Below are 18,455 nucleotides of genomic sequence, written 5' to 3' on the forward strand. Positions count from 1 at the left end.
AATTTCCGGAGAAGCAGTGAAAAACATGGGGGCCTATAGTTGGCCTGCCGCAGCGGGTAAAGGCGTACGCGCAATTCTCGTTCGCGGCGTTCCAAGCCAAATGGCGGCGATGACGATAATCGTCATCATTATCGGGGTTCGAGCCGCATAATCGAACGCTGCCGCGACAAAAACTAGAGCAAGCATTGCCGAACCGAGCTTGGCGACATCCGCGCCTCCCCGCCACGCCCTGATACTGGCTACAACCCACCATATTAGTACGGCAACCAACAGAACCAACGCGCCAAAACCGCCATCGAGGGCCACCTCTAAAAAATCATTATGGGCATGGTTAAAATAGGTAAGCTTAAGCATCGCCAACGGCTCGTGAATTCGGAAGACCGGATCAAAACCGCCGAACCCCGAACCTACGGGAAAATAGGTACCGATCATCCTTAGGACCGTTGGCATATTACGTGTGCGCAAATCCTCCCCTGCTTCCATTTGGAACAATCGGTCGACGGATATGGCACGATCAGCGCCGATACTGAGTAGAACGAACAATCCGATGGTCAGGACACTTCCCATTACGATCACGGGAAACACCCAACGTGGCAGATGTCGCCGTTCGCGCTGAATGGCGTTTCGAACTAGCAGCAAAGCCATTACAATAGCTAACACGCCGATTAAAAGGCCTGCCCGCGACCCGCTAGCCAGAATGAGGAGCACAAACAGTACCACCAGTCCCACGGCGACAGGCACTCGCCAACTCAAGCGCTGCCGAACCTGAAATGCCCAGACTGGCGCTACCAAGCATCCGACTGCCAACAGCAGCGCAAAATGATTGCGGTTAGCGAAATTCCCGCTGACCTGTCCTGGAGAGTCGTTTACGAAAGGATTGTTGAACCCGGCGCCCGAGAATTGCAGCAGCCCGAGCAACGCAGTCGCCGCCGCCATTCCTAAAACTATGGCAGGCAGCCATGCAATTTCCCGCTCGTCAAGTCCGGCGACGAGCAGCAGTATCGCAAAAGGAACGACAAGCGATGCAGCGGCATTAACCGCCGCGCCGGGCACGATCGCGATCGGTCGCCACACCTCGGCCATGCCTATCGCTTTGGTTGCGTTGGCCAGTCCAAGTCGGCCTGGCATTACCTGCCATATAGCAGGTGGCAGAGGTATAAGCTGCACCAGCACCAGAACTAGCGCAGCCAAGATAATCCACAATGCCGGACTAACTTTCGACAGCGATGGGCGGGCCCCAAACAACGCGGTAACGACAATCGCGATCCACGCTGCGGTTCGTACTATTGCCTGCCCTAGCTCATCGGCCCGCGACGCACCGCCCGCCACCCAGATCGCCACGAGGAGGCCGAGTACCAGGATGGAGTTCAAGCTCATGCTGGGTCTGTAACTGGATCGTACGGATGCTAACATGCCGATTGCCTGTTGAAAAACTGCGCCTGTTGCGCACCAATCGGACGCAAGATAGCCCCCTTAGCGGATCGATACGTTTCGCATAAGCTTTAGCTTTAAGATCGACAGCGGGCATGCCCGAGCAACCTACCGTTACCCAGATATCCGCCGCCACTCAATTCCTTTTGGAACCTCATCCTTATGCCTGACCGAGACTACCATCTTACCTCCTTGCAGAGCATGTCGCGTCGTGACGTCCTACAGCGGGCGCCCATCGCTGCTGCAATGCTCGGCTTCCCGACGGTCGCCTGCGCTCAGGAATCGGCAAATGCCGGTCTGTTCATCGACATCGCGACGTTGCAATGGCCGGCAAGCGTGACGACGATCGTCACCGAAGGCTGGTCACGAAAGGGGATTGGTGGCGGGCGCTATGTCTTCGATTCACGGATTGATCGCACTTGGGTCCAACGCTATCCACGATCCTCGGCGATCAGCGCCGATGGCCGCGGGTTCCGTCTTTACCAGATCGGCGGCGACGTTAGGCAGTATGGTGCCATCGGGGACGGTCGCCAAGACGATACTGCGGCGATCAACGAAGCCTTGTCGCGCGGCGGCAGTGTCACGCTGCCGGGTCCGGCCACTTACCGCGTCACCGGGCGCCTTCTCGTGCCAATCGACGCAACTCAGCTCCAATTCGACGCATCGGTGACGCTCCATACGACCGCCTGGCGATATCGCGGTGGCCAGATCCCATTCGGCAACGCCATCCACATTACAGGCGACGATTGCGAGATCGTCGGCGCGGGGCCGACCTCGGTGATCCGCAACGAGAGCAGCGATGCGAACGGTATTGGCTTTCTGCATTGTGGCGGAGGACGGGTCGCTGGCCTATCACTTCAAGGTGGTAAGGACCAATTGTCGGCGATCACCGATGATACGTTTCAATCAGCCATATCGATTGTTAATGATCCTGCCAGCAATCGGCACGGTCGACCAAGCCGCACGGTCGTTGAGGACTGCACAATCAGCAACTGGATGCAATACGGCATTAACCTGTACGGCGCGCTGGCGCGTGATATCGTGATTCGCCGAAATGTTATTACGCACTCCGGCGTGACGGATGACAGAGAATCGGTCGGCGGGGGCATTGCCGTAACACGTGGTGTCGGCCCAGTCCTGATCGAGCGCAATGTTATCGCTAGCAACAAGGGATGCGGCGTCTTCATTAGTTCCGCGGGCGTTCAGATTACAGACATCGTCATCTTGGAAAACCAGATTGCTCACAACGGTCGCGAAGGCATTTGCTGTAGCGAAGAACGGCAGTTCGGCGCGATTTCTTCAGTCGGCCAGCGGGGCGTCACGATTCGCAAGAACCGAATAAACAATAATAGTGCCGCAGGGGTCCGTGCCGGAACCTATGATGGCGTGGGCTCAATCGTGGGTCTGTCGATTCTCGATAACGATGTTGCTCGCAATAGGGGGTCGGGCGTCCTGTTGCAGGCCAACACCGACGCGACCCAAAGCGTCGATGCGGTCGTTACCGACAACCGGTTTGTCGCTAACGGAGATTATGGCATCGCGATCGGGCTGAATCGCATTGGTTTGCGCTATGGCGGCAACCGCTTCGATCGCAATCGACAAGGCGATAGTGTCGACCATCGAGGCGGGACGGCGCATCGCTTAATTGAACCCTGATCTTCATCGAATCATTTTCGTGACTGTTCCCCGCCCCCCGGGTTCTTTAAGGGGGCGATCATGACGACGACACAATTGCCTTTCCTCCCCTATGCACTCCCCGATATCGGTGAGGCCGAACAAGCCGCCGTTGGCAAGGCGATGGCTAGCGGGTGGGTCACCACTGGTCCTAATGCCCGGGCATTTGAACAGGAATTTTCGACCTACCTTGGCGGTGACGTCACTGCGCTGGCGGTTAGTTCGGCGACCGCGGGATTGCATCTTGCGGTCGAAGCGATAGGCATCGGCCCGGGCGACGAGGTGATCGTTCCCACGCTCACCTTTACTGCCACCGCTGAGGTTGTGCGCTACATGGGCGCTGATCCAGTCGTTGCTGACATTGATCCAGCAACGCTCAACATAGACCCCGCCGACATTGAGCGCCGCATCACTGAGCGAACCAAAGCGATCATTGTCGTTCATTATGGAGGACTAGCCTGCGACATGGACGCGATCTTCGAGATCGCTCAGCGGCATGGCCTACGCGTGATCGAGGACGCAGCGCACGCATTCCCGACAATGTATCGGGGAGCGCTGGTGGGCACGCTAGCATCCGACATCACCGTGTTCAGTTTTTATGCGAACAAGACGATGACCACAGGCGAGGGTGGCATGGTGGTCACTCGCGATTCTACGTTGGCAGAGCGGATGCGGGTAATGCGCCTCCACGGGATCAACCGCGACGCATTTGAACGGTTCCAGTCCAAGACACCTGCGTGGTATTACGAGGTTGTCGCACCCGGATACAAGTACAACCTCAATGACATGTCTGCCGCGCTTGGTCGAGTCCAACTAACCCGGATCGATGCATTTGCAGAACGCCGCGACACGTTGGCTCGCCGATATCAGGATGCCTTTGCTAAGCTGCCGATCATTGATGCCCCCCGCCCAGTTCAAGGGGATACCCACGCTTGGCACATCTATGCAATTCGACTGACGGTCTTGGATGACGATCTTGATACACGCGCTCGGTTTATAGAGACGCTGAGCGCTGCTGGGATCGGCACCAGCGTACACTACGTCCCGCTGCATCGGCAGCCCTACTGGCGCGATACTTATGGCCTGACGGCGGCGGACTATCCCCAGGGCGATCGCGCCTATCACGGGTTAGTGAGCTTACCGTTGTACACGCTCATGACTGATGCCGATCAAGATCGCGTCATCAATGCCGTCAAGGCCGCGTTGGGATAAACTGTGCTAAGCTTCCTGTTCCTATTTTTGTCGATAACGATCGTCGTTGGACAGGTCAGCCTTGACCGGCGGACAACTGTATTGACGCCGCACATTCTATTTCAGATTTATTTTATCATCCAGTTGCCGCTTAACCTATTCTTGGGGACGACTTACTATCTCCCCCGGTTTACCGCTTTATCTCCGCTGACGCCTATGTCTGACATCGTCTGGCTCGGTGGTTTAATGATCATAGCACAGCTGATCTTCGTTTTTGTAATACATGCGATTGACGCTCGCCCGGTGACTGGCCCTGTAGCAATACCGGTGACTTGGCCACGAACGCGTGTTAATCTGATCTGTGCTGGCATCTTCGTACTAGGTTACCTTGCCTTTCTCGGGCTGGTCTTAATTAATGGTGGCTTCGCGGCATTCGCTGTAACGCGCGAGGCGTGGCGGACCGAAGGAGTTGGGGGGCAGGGATGGGTTCTCTTTCCCGCCACGACGATGTTGGCAATCGGCATGTGCGCGACGATGCTAAATAACGTCAAACAGTTCACCGGACGTGCGGGCGCAGTAAAGCTATTCGTCCTTTACCTAATCGCTGCATTCCCAGCGAGCCAGCTCGGCTTTCGTGCGCTCATTTTCCTTCCGCTACTGCAGGCGGGTTTCTTCTATCACTCGTTCATTCGGCGGATCCCGGGAAAATATATATTGATCGGCTCGGTTGCGCTGATGATGGCCTTTACTCTGTACGGCATTCAGCGTGAGATTCCATATGCGGCGAACTACGGCAGTTATCTTGAATATCTTAACTACGTATATCTCACCCGCCCCGACATAACCTATACCGTCGCACTGCGTTCGATGGGCGCTGATATCGTCCAGCAAACAATCGATCATATGGAGACGTTCGCTGACTATGTTTTATTCTTTCCAATCTTTATCGAGGCGTTGACAATCGCCGTGCCATCTTCGCTATGGCCTGGTAAACCACAACCGCTGTCAGTGAAGTTTTCGCATGATATCTTTGGTATTGAGGGCGGCGTATCTCCAACAATACTTGGTGAGGGATATTGGCACGGCGGCATCTTAGGCATCATCGCTTTGATGACACTTGCCGGTCTTCTGCATGCCTATTTTCGATCACTTCAACGGAATAGTAAAATGAGCGCCTCTAGCGCGCTGCTTATGCTTTCTCTCTATCCATCGCTCATCATGATGGCAGAGGCATTCCAAGGCTATTTTAACGGCATCATCCTGATCTGCATCTCCAATTGGCTGCTTGGCCTTGCGATCGGCGCCAAACGGGTGCCATCGTCCGAGACTGCCGCCGCCATTTCCCATGATGTCACGCCTGATCGGTCGGCTACTGCTTCATCGCTCACCGCGCGGACTATCGTTCGTCCAGGATAAAATTACCATGTCCCCGCTTGTAATTTGCGCCGGCCCCCGCGCATTGCCGACAGCAGCCGTTGCTTCCCGCTATTATGCAGCGAATGGAATTCGGTCGATGGTTGTACGTCCTGCCGCATATGCGGATCACGACGTCCACTTCGCAGCCGGCACGCGCCACATCGACGACGAAGCACTCCCGGGTGTAGAGAAGGTTAGCGTCTATCTTCGAGCGCATTGCGAGCGGCTAGCTAGCTTCGACAGAGCTCCGGGTTGGTACTTACAGCAGTTTATCAAACTAGCTGCTGTAACGATGCTCAACACCGACTATGTCTTCATGGCTGATGGCGACACGATTTTTTCGCACCAGCTATTGCGCGAGGTGCTGGCCCGGCCGACCGTCCTAACCACCGGCGAACAGTTTGAAAACTACGACCGACTGCTTGTAGCCCTAGGACTTACCCCACCCAAACTAAGCTGCGTTGCGAACGGCAACGTCTTTTCGCGCGACCCGATGCTGCAGCAATTGGCGACCCCAGACGGCTTTATTTCTCTCCTTGAGGAGTATGTCTTACCTTCAGGTGGTACGCTCGATTTTTCTGAATATCAGATCACTGGAAGTCTGCTGCAATCGCGCCTAGCCATGCGACGTATCAGGATGTTCCGCCGCTTCGATCTATTGATTGACAGTCTCGAACATGTTTCTGACACGCTTGTTGAGCGTGCGCTTTGTCGGTACGACGCGATCGCAATCGAGGCAAACCATCGACGCTCGCCTGCGCGACGGATCGCAGCTCAGATTTTTTATTTTATCGGGCGCAGTTGGTAATCAAAGCGCACTAATAATCGATCAGGCGACACTATGAACGATAATCGACGCAGCTATCATGTTGTCGTGCGTACACACGGCGGGCTGGGTAACCAGATCTTCCAGATACTCTATGCACGACTCCTAGCAAACGGCCTGGAGCCGGAACTGGTTCACGATGCCAATTATCCACATGCCTTCAGCCTAAACACCGCCTTTGCCGGCCATCCGCAACCCGGATCGATCGCCGGGCTCATCTCACGGATACGCCTGCCTAAGCTACTTGAGCGGGCGCGTTTGTCATCGCATGGCACCGTTACCATCGGCGCTACAATCTTCGCCGACGCCTATTTTCAAGACACGCATTTTTATCGTGCTTTCAGTGTTAATGCGATTTCCCATGAGATTAATCGCATCCGTCGCGAGCTGCAGATCCATCCTAACGTGGTCAATGGTGACGAACTGCATCATATCCGGCTTGGCGACTTCTTTGATGACGAACAGTCGCAGCTTACTTACCTTGCTGAGCGCTTCAAAGAATTACCAGCTGGCGCGTTCATTATTACTAATCGCGAAGATCTCGTTAAGGAAGCGATCCGCAGCCCCTCACTCGTTGGACAAAATCTATCGATCGTACCTAGCGCATCAGCATCCGCCGATGAGACGTTGCGGTTGATGAGCGGGTATCGCACAATCATTTCTAACGATAGCACGCTTGCGTTCTGGGCAGCATGCCTAGCCGGCCGTCGCTTGGTTACACCCAGTCCGCTGCTTAACGCCCTGTTTGACCAACTTTGCGCCACAGACTGAACCGGCATGTGGTTACGAGTCTTCCGCTTGCTGATGGTAACTGGATGCGGCGTTGGCGGAAGCCTCGTCAATTTCGCAGCCCAGGCAATTATTGCATCCCGGTTCGGCGCCGGGCAGAATGTGGACACTTACGTGTTTTCACTGGGCTTGCCGACGTTCCTAGCTGGGTTGTTAGCCACTTGCGTCAGCTACATCGCAGTTCCGGAAATCACGCGTGCCACGGCCGACCCCGAACATGAACGCCGATTGTCGGGGAGATTGCTCCGTGGCATTCTTGTCTTAGCAGCAACGCTGGGACTAGGTGCGTTGCCTGCCTTACTCCTTCAACCTGCACTGCTCCTGCCGACTGGTTCAACCATTCGCGATCAACCGCAATTACCGCTTTTGATAATTCTCGCGTGGACGACTGGCGGGGTACAGCTCGTCAACGCGCTGCTGATCGCACGCCTTAATGCGGTGGGCCGGCAGATCACCGCCGCAATGCTGTCACTACCGCCTGGAATCGTCTCAATCTTAGTACTTCTTACGATTCCCCTCCATGCAATATGGGTCGTCGCGGCCGGCGTGCTGACAGGAACGCTGGCGGTCACGCTTGTTGGCTGGTGGGTACAGCGCGACCGCTTCTGCTGGCGGTCCGGGTCGCAAACCAGTGGGGCAGCTATAGTCGCGATCCGATCCTCGGTTTGGCTGTCAGTCGTGGCACTGACATGCTTCTCCAGCTACGCCGTCATAGACTCCTTCTGGGCACCGCGTACAGGCCAGGGAGCGCTCGCGGCATTGGGCTATGCGCAACGGATCCTCATCGGTGCTGGCAACCTCGTTATCTTGGGCCCATCCGCCATTGCCGTTCCAATCCTCGCACGAATCGCGGTGAACGGCGACGTCGTCCGGTTCCGCCAAACGTTGGCACTGATTGTGTTGAGCGTTGGCGGTGCCGCGGGCTTGATCGCACTAGGCATCCTTGGCTTTTCGGACGAGATCGTCTTCCTGTTGTTCCAACGCGGCGCGTTCGATGCCGCTGCAGCGCAGCAGGTGGCCTCAGCGTTGGCGCATCTGGCACCAGGTATGGCAGCAATGCTAGTGGGGGTCATGCTCATGCGAGCGATCTTTTGCATTCCTGACAGTTTTCGACACGCCGCAATAATCGGGCTGGGCTGGTCAGTTCTGTACTTCGCCTTGTCCGGGGTGTTTGCCAAACGCGGGGTCACCGGCATTGCCGATGCATATAGCCTCGCTTGGATAACGATGGCCGTAGTAGGGTCGGTGATCTTGTGGCAACGGGCCGGAGCGTTACAGAGTGCGGGCGGAGTAGAAACATCATCATGTTAAAGCGGGCAATTGATCTAACAATCAGCGGTATAGTGCTGCTAATCGCCCTACCCTTTTTGGCCGCGGCCGCACTGGCAGTTCGATTTAGTTCGCCGGGCCCAGTACTTTTTCGGCAACGTCGAGTTGGACGCAATGGTGATGTATTTGATATTTTAAAGTTTCGGACAATGCGAGTAGCTCAAGACACGACCAACGCGATTACGATCGGGCGCGATCCGAGAATTACTCAAATCGGCCATTTCCTGCGTCAGAGCAAGATAGACGAACTTCCGCAATTAATTAATGTGCTGCGCGGCGACATGAGCCTCGTAGGTCCGCGCCCTGAGGTGCCACATTATGTCGAACTTTATCCAGATGACCTGCGTCACAAAATCCTGTCGGTCCGACCCGGCATTACCGATCGAGCCTCGATCAAATATCGTAATGAGGCTGAATTGCTGGCCCGTCAATCTGATCCCGATGGCTATTATCGGTCGGTAATCATGCCGGATAAGCTGCGACTTGCGGCACAATATGCTGATCGTGTGTCGATCCCCGAAGATATACGGGTCATATTCGATACCCTAAAGGCGGTTTTTTGGCCGCAACCCTTAAACTGAACGGCCACGACATGGATATCTGGATCGTCAATCCCTACGGCACCTTGCCCAGCGAAGGGTGGCGGGAATATCGCAGCAGCATGCTGGCCCGGGCCTTGGCCGCGCGCGGCCATCATCCTACGTGGTTCCTATCGAACTTCGAACATCGATCAAAATCATTTCGCAAGGAAGTGCAGGCCGATCCGACATTACCAGGCGTGACGATCTACTGCCTTCCTGCACGCCCCTATGCCCGCAATATTTCTATTGGACGCGTTCGATACGAGCGATCTTTTGGTCAAGCGTTCGGCGCGGCGAGCCAAGTTTTGCCTAAGCCGGATGCGATCATACTTGCCGAACCATCAATATTTTTCGGCGGGCCGGTGCGACGTTACGCCCTAAACAATAACATTCCGTTGATCGTCGACATCCTCGATCTCTGGCCAGAAATGTTTGCCGTAGCGGCGCCGAAGCCAGTCCGCCCGCTTGCGACCCTGCTGCTGGCGCCGCTATATGCTCGTCGCCGCAAATTGCTACGCGAGGCAGCCGGCGTCGTCGGCTGTACAGCGGGCTATACCAATGTCGCGCGGGCGGTGACCCACCGCCCAACCGAGACCTTCTATCTCGGCGTTGATGTCACTGAAGTCCGTCGCAGCATGCTGGACATTCCAAATTCCTGGCGCCTGCCCCCTTATAGCGGGTTGACCTGCGTCTATGCCGGCACTCTTGGCGAAGCATACGACATTCCCTGCCTTGCCGCATCGGTCGAAGCATTAGCGCCGCTGGGGCGAGTGCGATTGGTAGTTGCAGGTGATGGCCCCGAGAGTCCCCGGCTTAAGCAATTATCACAGACCTACCCCGAAACCTTGATCTTTCTAGGAAAGATTTCACCGCAAGAACTCGGCGCAATTTATGCTCAGGCGCAAATCGGCTTGTGTTCCTATGCACCAGGGTCGGCGGTCGAGATGCCTGTTAAGCTGTTTGACTATCTAGCGGCAGGACTGGGCTTCGTTACCTCGCTCAACGGCGAGATCCACACCCTGATTGATGCGGGCGCGGGCCTATATTGCCGCCCGGGGGATCCCGCGGCGTTGGTTGAAATATTGAGCGGCCTTGCCGACGTGCCGCAGCGCGTCGCTGAAATGCAAGTGGTTGCGACGGATCATGGGAAGCGCTTCGATCAGCATTACCAGCATGCCGCGTTTACAGCTTTCATCGAAAAGTTGGTTAAGCCGCAATCTATCAGTCGCGACGCCGAATAGACCAGTTCTCAACAATCTGTGGGTCGAAATAGCTCTCGCGTACGTAGGGATTATTAAAGTGTGCCGCATCGCTATCGCGGACATCGCCGACTATCCGTGCAGGGACACCGCGGGCGATTGCAAAATCGGGAATATCGCGGGTTACGATCGCACCGGCATCGATTCGGCTACCGCAGCCTATTTTCACACCGGGCAGCACGATCGCCCCTGCGCCAATGAAGGCGAATGCACCTATTTCTACTCGGCCGAGCGTATAGCCAGGCCGTTTGGCCGCTTCGATTTCAATGTACCTGCGGCCGCACAGGCGGATTGCATCCTGGCTACCGTGCGAGAAGACTCCCGACCAAGTGGCCATCTGCACCCCTTCGCCGATCGTCACGCCGGCACTGCCATCGATATGGCAATAATGACCTATCCACACATTATCAGCAATCTCGATTGATCCGCGGTCGATGAACGTCGCCGATGAGCTAATCCGAGTTCGCTGACGAAACCGACCGCTAACCCGGTCGCGATAACCATAAACGACAAATGGTCGCTGCAGCCCGGCCAGTAGATTCATGACAAGCGATATCAATCGCCCTAGTGGAGAAAGATAGATTCGCCTGAACACCCGGCTTTTGCTCCTTTTATTCCTTGGTTCCGTATTAGGCAGCGTGCGGCACGTCGTTATTGGGCCGCCGCCCAACGAATTCAGGCACCAGAGCTTGTAGCTCAGCAATTAGCCCAGCTTCGTCGTTTTGATCGATCATCTCCTGCAACCGCATCAGGGCAGGTTCTAATTGCTCCCACGGAAGGAATGCTTCGCTTGCCTTCATAATAAGCGGGTGATCCGACGCCTTAGACGCATTCTCGATCAGTAGTTCTTCATACAGTTTTTCACCCGGACGCAGCCCAACTTCGCGAATTTCGATGTCGCCATCGGGATTGGCCTCGTCGCGGACGGTTAGGCCTGAGAGCGCAATGACGCTATACGCCAAGTCAATGATCTTCACCGGTTCGCCCATATCAAGCAGAAACACCTCACCACCGCTCGCCATGGCGCCAGCCTGAATAACCAACTGTGCAGCTTCAGGGATTAGCATGAAATAGCGGGTCATCTCGCGGTGGGTAATGGTCACAGGCCCGCCGGTATGCGCTTGAGCCCGAAACAAGGGAACTACTGATCCGCTCGAGCCCAAGACGTTGCCAAAACGCACCATGCTTAAACATGTATGCGTCTGATGCACGGCTAGCGCCTGCAGCACCTGCTCGGCGAGGCGTTTGGTCGTCCCCATAACGCTAGTTGGACGAACGGCCTTATCGGTTGAGATCAACACGACATGCGACGTCCCATGGCGCAGCGCCGCTTGGGTCAAGCGCAACGTGCCGATTACATTGTTACGAACTGCCTCTACTACATTTTGCTCGACTAGCGGCACATGTTTGTAGGCAGCAGCATGGAACACGAGTTGCGGTTTCCACGTGCTGAATACATGGTCCATCACCCGCACGTCAGCGACTGACCCGAGCAGGGGAACGATGTCAATGTTCAATCCGTCCTGCGCTACCAGCTCCGACAGCTCACGATGGATGGCATAGAGGGCGAATTCACTGTGATCGAGCAGCAGGACGGTTCTGGGCGCATTGTCAATGATCTGCCGGCACAATTCGCTGCCAATCGAACCGCCCGCACCTGTCACGAGCACCATCTTACCTGTCACGTTTCGTCGGAGCAACGTAACGTCGGGCGCCACCCGGTCTCGGCCAAGCAAATCGTCTATGGCTACCTCGTGCAGGTCAGACACCTTTACTCGGCCATGTACCAAGTCGAGCATACCCGGCAATGTACGAACATTGACCGCAAAACGGCGCAAATGGGCAATGATCTCGTCACGACGCTTACGGGTAGCTGAAGGAATAGCGAGTAGCACGTCGGAAATCTGCTTCTGTACGATCACCTGGCTTAATTGTGTTGGGCGATATACACGCAGCCCGTCGAGCGCTTGCCCCGACAATGTGATATCATCATCTACGAAACCGATGACCTTCATTTCCTGACTTTGCCTGAGAGTTATAAGCAATTGCCGCCCGGCTGACCCAGAGCCATAGATCAGTACGCGAGGTCGATCACTGCTGACCCGCTCTGACCCCATCATTTGCAGCAGTTGCGCCAGCAAAACTCGTTCAGTGAGGATAACTAATAGTAATATTGCCGGCTGTAGCAGCCCTAGAGTTCTGGGTACGCCGATGATACCGTAATATGTAAATATACCGGCATACGGCACTACATAAATCAGGATGTTCCGCGCCAACATCCGAACCGTTGATGCGCTAACATAGCGGAATAACGTTCGATAAGCGTGGCCGAGCGAAAAGACCGCAATGCACAACACGACCGACATTGTAATCGAGAATACCAACGGCCGCGTGGGTGATGGCAGATATCCCAAACGTAGATAGATCGCGATAATCGAAGCGATCACGCACGCGAGGGCGTCACTGCCGATAACAAGGGCACGCTTCATTCCGCGCGGCGCACCAATCAGCGACGGCGTGACGCCTTCTCGCACGATCACACCTGCGTTTGTCAGTATCCGTTGCATTATAGCGTCTCAAACTGAATAATATGCCCGACATGGGTTTGATGGATGAGCCGCTACTCTGATCCGTCAAATCGGGCAACCAAGCGGGCGCGCTTGCCCAGGTTAGATGAGAGCCCTTTAGCGTGACACGCGTCGCTCGAGCTGAGCGAGACCGATGTAGTTCGCGCATAGTTTTAGAAACCGTGAATGCAGCTGACAATGTCCTGCACGGCTTGATCACAGGTATAGCAGATGATGTGCGAGAAAATTTTTATAGCCTATAGTATCTAAGCACATCTCAACCATACTTCCTATACAATATTCACTTTCAACCTTGATATCAGTATCCTGTATTATGCATTATCGACTTGTAAGTAAACAATCATATTTTTGATATTACTATTAGTTGCAACTGTTTTACAAGGTTTATTTGGTTTGTTAATACATTATTTGCTAATTATTGTATTTGTCTATGGCATTTAGAATCGTTTTTCCGTAGCTTGTTTCTTTAAATCTTTCTCCCGCTTCTCTAGCCTTTTCAACACTAATAAACTTCTGATGAAGTGCTATTTCTTCTATGCAAGCTATTTGAATACCTTGACGGTGCTGTATTGTACGAACAAATTCCGACGCCTCTAGTAAGCTTTCGTGAGTGCCAGTATCAAGCCAAGCATAGCCACGGCCCATTTGTTGAACGAATAGGTCGCCAGCGTTCAGATACAGGCGGTTAAGATCGGTGATCTCGAACTCGCCACGCGCGGAGGGCTTCAGGTCGCGCGCGAACTGGACGACGCGGTTGTCGTAGAAATACAGGCCGGTAACCGCATGGTGCGACTTGGGCTTTGCGGGCTTTTCCTCGAGGCTGACCGCCTTGCCGCCCTCGCCGAACTCGATGACGCCGTAGCGCTCGGGATCGTCGACGCGGTAGGAGAACACCGTCGCGCCGCCCTTGCGCGCGACCGCGCTCGCCAGCAGATCGGTCAGATGCGCGCCGAAGAAGATGTTGTCGCCGAGCACGAGCGCGACATCGTCGTCGCCGATGAAGTCCGCGCCGATCGTGAAGGCCTGGGCGAGGCCCTCGGGGCGGGGCTGTTCGGCATAGGATATGGCCAGGCCAAACGCCGAGCCGTCCTCGAACAGGCGACGGTAATTGTCGATATATTCGGGGCTCGAGATGATCAGGATGTCGCGGATGCCCGCGAGCATCAGCACCGACAGCGGATAGTAGATCATCGGCTTGTCGTAGACCGGCAGCAGCTGCTTGTTCACGGCGAGCGTTGCCGGATGGAGCCGCGTGCCCGAACCGCCGGCGAGAATGATGCCCTTCATTGGGAGATGTCCTTCTTGGGGGCCCCGAGCAGTTCGTCGAGGATGTTGCCGAGCGCGGTCTGCCACGCGGGCGGATGGATGCCATAGTCGCGCGCGATCGCGTCATGGCTGAGCAGCGAGTTGGCCGGGCGCGTCGCAGGTGTCGGATAGTCGCTGGTCGGGATGCCTTCGACCTCGGCGCTGGCCCCGCCCCGCGCCGCGCTCTGCGCGAAGATCTCGCGTGCGAAGCCGGCCCAGGTGACCGCGCCGACGTTGCTGAAATGATAGACGCCGGTGGGGGCAGCGGGATCTTCGACGAGGCGCATCGCGATCGTCGCGAGCGCCGCGGCGAGATCGGCCGCGGACGTCGGGCTGCCATGCTGGTCGTCGACCACGCGCAGGCGCGGGTTGGTCGCGCCGACGCGCAGCATCGTCTTGACGAAGTTGTTGCCGTGCGCGCTGACCACCCAGGCGGTCCGGACGATCGCGTGACGGGCGCCCGAGGTGCGTACCGCGAGTTCGCCGCCAAGCTTTGATGCGCCATAGACGCCGAGCGGCGCGACCGGATCGGTGACCTCCCACGCGCCCTCGCGCGCGCCGTCGAAGACGTAATCGGTCGAGACCTGGACGATCGGGATGCTGGCCTTGGCGCAGGCCTCTGCGAACGCCGCGGGGGCCATCGCGTTGACCGCCCAGGCGGTGACGATGTCGCTCTCCGCCTTGTCGACCGCAGTATAGGCGCCGGCAGAGATCACCGCGGCCCAGGGCTCGCCGTCATGGCCGCCCGCGACCATCGCGGCGATCGCCGCGGTATCGCGCAGGTCGAGTTCGTCGATGTCGATCGCGGTGACCGCCCAGCCTTCCGGCCAGGCATAACGCTTCAGCTCGGTGCCGAGCTGGCCGTTGCCGCCGGTGACGAGGATCCGCTTCATACCGCCAGCTGCGGAAGCATCGCTCATACCGAAAGCCCGCGACGCTGGTCGGCCTTGTGCTCGGCGACGATCGCCTGCCACCAGTCCTGGTTGTCGAGATACCAGGCGACCGTCTTCTCGATGCCCGTCTCGAACGTCTCGGCGGGCTCCCAGCCGAGCTCGTCCTTGATCCGGGTCGCGTCGATCGCATAGCGCTTGTCGTGGCCGGGGCGGTCGGCGACATAGGTGATCTGCGTCGCGTAAGGCTGGCCATCGGCGCGCGGGCGGAGGCGATCGAGGATCGTGCAGACGGTCTTCACGACCTCGAGATTCTGCTTCTCGTTGTTTCCGCCGACATTGTAGGTCCGGCCGGGCTCGCCCTTTTCGAACACCGCGTGGAGCGCGCGGACATGATCCTCGGCATACAGCCAGTCGCGGACCTGATCGCCTTTGCCGTAGACGGGCAGGTCGGCGCCCGCGAGCGCCTTGACGATCATCAGCGGGATCAGCTTTTCGGGGAAGTGATACGGCCCGTAATTGTTCGAGCAGTTGGTGATCAGCACGGGCAGGCCAAAGGTGTGGCCCCAGGCGCTGACGAGATGGTCCGACCCCGCCTTCGACGCCGAATAGGGCGAACGCGGATCATAGGGCGTCTCTTCGGTGAACAGCCCGGTCTCGCCGAGCGAGCCGTACACCTCGTCGGTCGAGATGTGGTGGAAGCGGAACGCCGCCTTTGCCGCGTCGCCGAGCGACAGCCAATAGGCGCGCGCCTCGCTGAGCATCGTGAAGGTGCCGACGACGTTGGTCTGGACGAACGCGCCGGGGCCGTCGATCGAGCGGTCGACATGGCTTTCGGCGGCGAGATGCGTGATCACATCGGGCTTGAACCCGGCGATCGCGGCGCGGACTGCGTCCGCATCGCAGATGTCGCCCTGGACGAAGCGGTAGCGGTTCGAACTCGCGACGCGCTCCACCGTCGTCAGCGTGCCCGCATAGGTCAGCTTGTCGAAGTTGAGCACTTCATGGTCGGTGTTTTCGATCAGATGACGGACGAGCGCCGACCCGATGAAACCGGCCCCGCCGGTGACGAAAATGCGCATGGGTGTGTCCTTCAGGCGAGCGGCGCGAGCGGGCGGCCGTCATAGGGGAAGGGGCTGTCGAAATCGGCGAGCAGGGGCTGGATCGTGTCCTTGGCGCTTAGTCTGGGGACTGTACTGGCCGAGATAGGCCAATTGATACCGATTAGCGGGTCATCCCAGCGAATGCCGCCATCGCTTTCGGGTGAATAGGTGTCTGAGCACTTGTAGATGACTTCGCAATTATCCTCGAGCGTTACAAAACCGTGCGCAAAACCGATCGGAATAAAAAGGTGCCAGCCGTTCTCAGCAGAAAGCTCGGCGCCAACCCACTGGCCATAGGTAGGCGATCCCTTACGAATATCGACCGCAACATCAAAGATCCGCCCCCGAATGCATCGGACCAACTTGTCCTGCCCGCGCGGTGGTGTCTGGAAATGCAAGCCGCGTAATGTGAATGCTGGTACCGACAGTGAGTGGTTGTCTTGAACGAAGCTGCAATCAATGCCGAACTTTGCGAACGTAGGCTTGGCATAGACCTCCATGAACCACCCGCGATCGTCACTGAAGCGCTTGGGCACAATTAACCGGACTGGAGAATACGCATTAGCCATAGCGAGAACTAACTTGCCTTACGTCATACAACAACGCTGAGTTTCCCCACTTCGGCGGGATCGGCATCGGCAACCGTGACTGGTCGGTCGGTGCATTTGCAGGCTATCTCGACAGCCGCCAGCGGATCACTGCCCTTGGCGCCGCGGCCAGCACCGATGGTGTCGTTGCAGGCGTCCACGGTCGCTATGCGGCAGGCAACGTCCGGATCGGCGCGTCGATCCTTTATGATGGCGGCGATGCCCGCACCACGCGCGCTGCCGGGGCGAGCAGCGCAACCGGGCGTTACGGCCTGCATAGCTGAGCGACCGGCCTGTCGGTCGGCTATGCACTGGCCATGGCAGCCGTGGTGTCGATCGCGGAGAAGGTCGGGTGCGTTCCGCAGACGCTGCATGGATTGGGTGAAGAAGGCTGAGGTCAACAGCGGCAAACGTGCCGGTGTCCCGATCGAGGTTGCCGACAAGGTGAAGGCGCTCGAGCGCGAGGTCCGTGAGTTGCGGCAGGCTAATGAGATTCTGTGTAAGGCGTCCGCATATTTTGCGCAGGCCGAGCTCGACCGCCCGTTCCGACGATGATCGCGTTCATTGACGATCACCGCGATGCCTATGGGGTCGAGCCAATCTGCCGCACCACAAAACGCTCACCGGTCTTAAGCGCCTGATGGAGGTCGTCGCCGATGCTGGCGTGCTGCTTGTTGGCCACCCCCGGTTGCGTAACGACCTTTGTCGCCCACAAATCAAGGAGATCGGCTATCGCACCACCTCCTTCGACTATGAGGGCATCGGTGCCGAGCGTCGCGACTATGTCGCCTGGTTGCTTGGTGCGTACGCGGCCGAGGGGGTGAAGCTCGGCAAACTGATGGAGGAGGACGCGATCGACCTTATCGCCAACCGCCTGCGAACACCGCTCCAGATCGAGATGCATCTGAAGCTCGCCTTCGAGCAGGGGTTCAGGTTCGATACCAAGCCCGTTACAGTCGAGATTGTCGAACAGGTGCTATCGCGGGCTATCGATGATCTGGCACTTACATTGACGCGCAACGGGTACGATGCCGGTTCGCTCGCCAGACAACTTGGTGCCCGCCCTCCGATGTCCGGGCATTCCTCGCCGGCACGCTCGATTCTGAGCATACGCGCGAACTGCCCGAGCAGCTTCGCGCCGCGGGCGTTCAAATATGATCACAACCGCCCTGATCCCCATTGTCACAAAGTGTGAGCAGAAGCGCCGTCTCACTGTCAGATAATTAGAGCCGAATTCGGCTCTAATTGCGAGCAAGGGCGGCTACGATTGCAAGCGCCAACTATTAACTCTCCCTTGATATCGTAGTCGCCTGTGACGCTGACACTGCGTTCCACGTGCAACGCGAAGGTCCGAACTGGCGATTGCGAGGCCTTTGAAGGTTTTGAGCATTTTCGGCACAAATCACTTCATGGACACAGGTGGGGGACGAAGCTAGCGTTCGCCAACAGAAGACGGGGGAATGCATGAAGGTCGGGGAAATCACGT

The 18,455-nt window shown here is 57.1% G+C and carries 17 protein-coding genes, 1 pseudogene and 1 other annotated feature; of the genes and pseudogenes, 10 read left to right on the plus strand and 8 right to left on the minus strand.

Annotated elements, in window-relative coordinates:
• Positions 1-33: 33 nt before the first annotated feature.
• On the minus strand, positions 34-1,377 hold the full coding sequence (locus IFS44_RS19055) for an O-antigen ligase family protein (protein ID WP_192099650.1): 1,344 nt from the start codon (positions 1,375-1,377) through the stop codon (positions 34-36).
• Between the two features lie 255 nt (positions 1,378-1,632).
• Between IFS44_RS19055 and IFS44_RS19060 the strand changes: the two genes are divergently transcribed.
• The 8 genes from IFS44_RS19060 (at position 1,633) to IFS44_RS19095 (ending at position 10,478) form a co-directional block, all read left to right on the plus strand.
• Positions 1,633-3,087, plus strand: a complete 1,455-nt coding sequence (locus IFS44_RS19060) for a right-handed parallel beta-helix repeat-containing protein (protein WP_206757870.1) — start codon at positions 1,633-1,635, stop codon at positions 3,085-3,087.
• Positions 3,088-3,147: 60 nt separating this feature from the next.
• The gene (locus IFS44_RS19065; protein WP_192099652.1) at positions 3,148-4,317 is read left to right on the plus strand and encodes a DegT/DnrJ/EryC1/StrS family aminotransferase; all 1,170 of its coding nucleotides are present in this window, start codon (positions 3,148-3,150) and stop codon (positions 4,315-4,317) included.
• Positions 4,318-4,320: 3 nt separating this feature from the next.
• Positions 4,321-5,712, plus strand: coding sequence for an oligosaccharide repeat unit polymerase (locus IFS44_RS19070; protein WP_192099653.1), 1,392 nt, complete (start codon positions 4,321-4,323; stop codon positions 5,710-5,712).
• Positions 5,713-5,809: 97 nt separating this feature from the next.
• Positions 5,810-6,520 carry a DUF6492 family protein gene (locus IFS44_RS19075; RefSeq protein ID WP_206757871.1) on the plus strand — a complete coding sequence of 237 codons (711 nt, stop codon included), beginning with the start codon at positions 5,810-5,812 and terminating at the stop codon, positions 6,518-6,520.
• Between the two features lie 33 nt (positions 6,521-6,553).
• Positions 6,554-7,309 (plus strand): hypothetical protein, encoded by a 756-nt coding sequence (locus IFS44_RS19080; RefSeq protein ID WP_192099655.1) that lies wholly within the window; start codon positions 6,554-6,556, stop codon positions 7,307-7,309.
• Positions 7,310-7,342: 33 nt separating this feature from the next.
• On the plus strand, positions 7,343-8,638 hold the full coding sequence (locus tag IFS44_RS19085; RefSeq protein WP_244650450.1) for a lipid II flippase MurJ: 1,296 nt from the start codon (positions 7,343-7,345) through the stop codon (positions 8,636-8,638).
• A gap of 32 nt (positions 8,639-8,670) precedes the next feature.
• Positions 8,671-9,237, plus strand: a complete 567-nt coding sequence (locus IFS44_RS19090) for a sugar transferase (protein ID WP_342366498.1) — start codon at positions 8,671-8,673, stop codon at positions 9,235-9,237.
• Entirely contained in the window at positions 9,216-10,478 is a 1,263-nt protein-coding gene (locus tag IFS44_RS19095; RefSeq protein ID WP_192099658.1) for a glycosyltransferase family 4 protein, read from the plus strand. The genes IFS44_RS19090 and IFS44_RS19095 overlap by 22 nt, the downstream gene beginning before the upstream one ends.
• Here IFS44_RS19095 and IFS44_RS19100 read toward each other — a convergent pair.
• From IFS44_RS19100 to IFS44_RS22415, 7 genes are all read right to left on the minus strand, one after another.
• Positions 10,459-11,040: an acyltransferase gene (locus tag IFS44_RS19100; RefSeq protein ID WP_192099659.1), complete on the minus strand. Its 582-nt coding sequence runs from the start codon at positions 11,038-11,040 to the stop codon at positions 10,459-10,461. The two genes, IFS44_RS19095 and IFS44_RS19100, sit on opposite strands and share 20 nt — an antisense overlap.
• Positions 11,041-11,125: 85 nt before the next feature.
• Positions 11,126-13,063, minus strand: a complete 1,938-nt coding sequence (locus IFS44_RS19105; protein ID WP_192099660.1) for a polysaccharide biosynthesis protein — start codon at positions 13,061-13,063, stop codon at positions 11,126-11,128.
• 432 nt (positions 13,064-13,495) lie between these two features.
• Positions 13,496-14,371 carry a glucose-1-phosphate thymidylyltransferase RfbA gene (gene rfbA / locus IFS44_RS19110; RefSeq protein WP_192099661.1) on the minus strand — a complete coding sequence of 292 codons (876 nt, stop codon included), beginning with the start codon at positions 14,369-14,371 and terminating at the stop codon, positions 13,496-13,498.
• Entirely contained in the window at positions 14,368-15,309 is a 942-nt protein-coding gene (gene rfbD / locus IFS44_RS19115) for a dTDP-4-dehydrorhamnose reductase (protein WP_244650440.1), read from the minus strand. The genes rfbA and rfbD overlap by 4 nt, the downstream gene beginning before the upstream one ends.
• Complete coding sequence (rfbB, locus tag IFS44_RS19120; RefSeq protein ID WP_192099662.1) at positions 15,306-16,361, minus strand: dTDP-glucose 4,6-dehydratase; 1,056 nt, start codon at positions 16,359-16,361, stop codon at positions 15,306-15,308. Before rfbB ends, rfbD begins: the two co-directional genes overlap by 4 nt.
• Before the next feature lie 11 nt (positions 16,362-16,372).
• On the minus strand, positions 16,373-16,951 hold the full coding sequence (rfbC, locus tag IFS44_RS19125) for a dTDP-4-dehydrorhamnose 3,5-epimerase (RefSeq protein ID WP_192099663.1): 579 nt from the start codon (positions 16,949-16,951) through the stop codon (positions 16,373-16,375).
• Between the two features lie 23 nt (positions 16,952-16,974).
• The gene (locus IFS44_RS22415) at positions 16,975-17,247 is read right to left on the minus strand and encodes a hypothetical protein (RefSeq protein WP_244650442.1); all 273 of its coding nucleotides are present in this window, start codon (positions 17,245-17,247) and stop codon (positions 16,975-16,977) included.
• 42 nt (positions 17,248-17,289) lie between these two features.
• Here IFS44_RS22415 and IFS44_RS19135 point away from each other — a divergent pair.
• Positions 17,290-17,595 (plus strand): annotated as a pseudogene (locus tag IFS44_RS19135) (transposase); the annotation flags it as partial.
• Positions 17,479-17,578 (plus strand) — a sequence feature (AL1L pseudoknot). Its footprint overlaps the pseudogene before it by 100 nt.
• Before the next feature lie 14 nt (positions 17,596-17,609).
• Complete coding sequence (locus IFS44_RS19140; RefSeq protein ID WP_244650443.1) at positions 17,610-18,164, plus strand: hypothetical protein; 555 nt, start codon at positions 17,610-17,612, stop codon at positions 18,162-18,164.
• Positions 18,165-18,455 lie beyond the last annotated feature (291 nt).

It is taken from the genome of Sphingomonas sp. CFBP 13706, from assembly GCF_014842355.1.
GTDB classification, from domain to species: domain Bacteria; phylum Pseudomonadota; class Alphaproteobacteria; order Sphingomonadales; family Sphingomonadaceae; genus Sphingomonas; species Sphingomonas aerolata.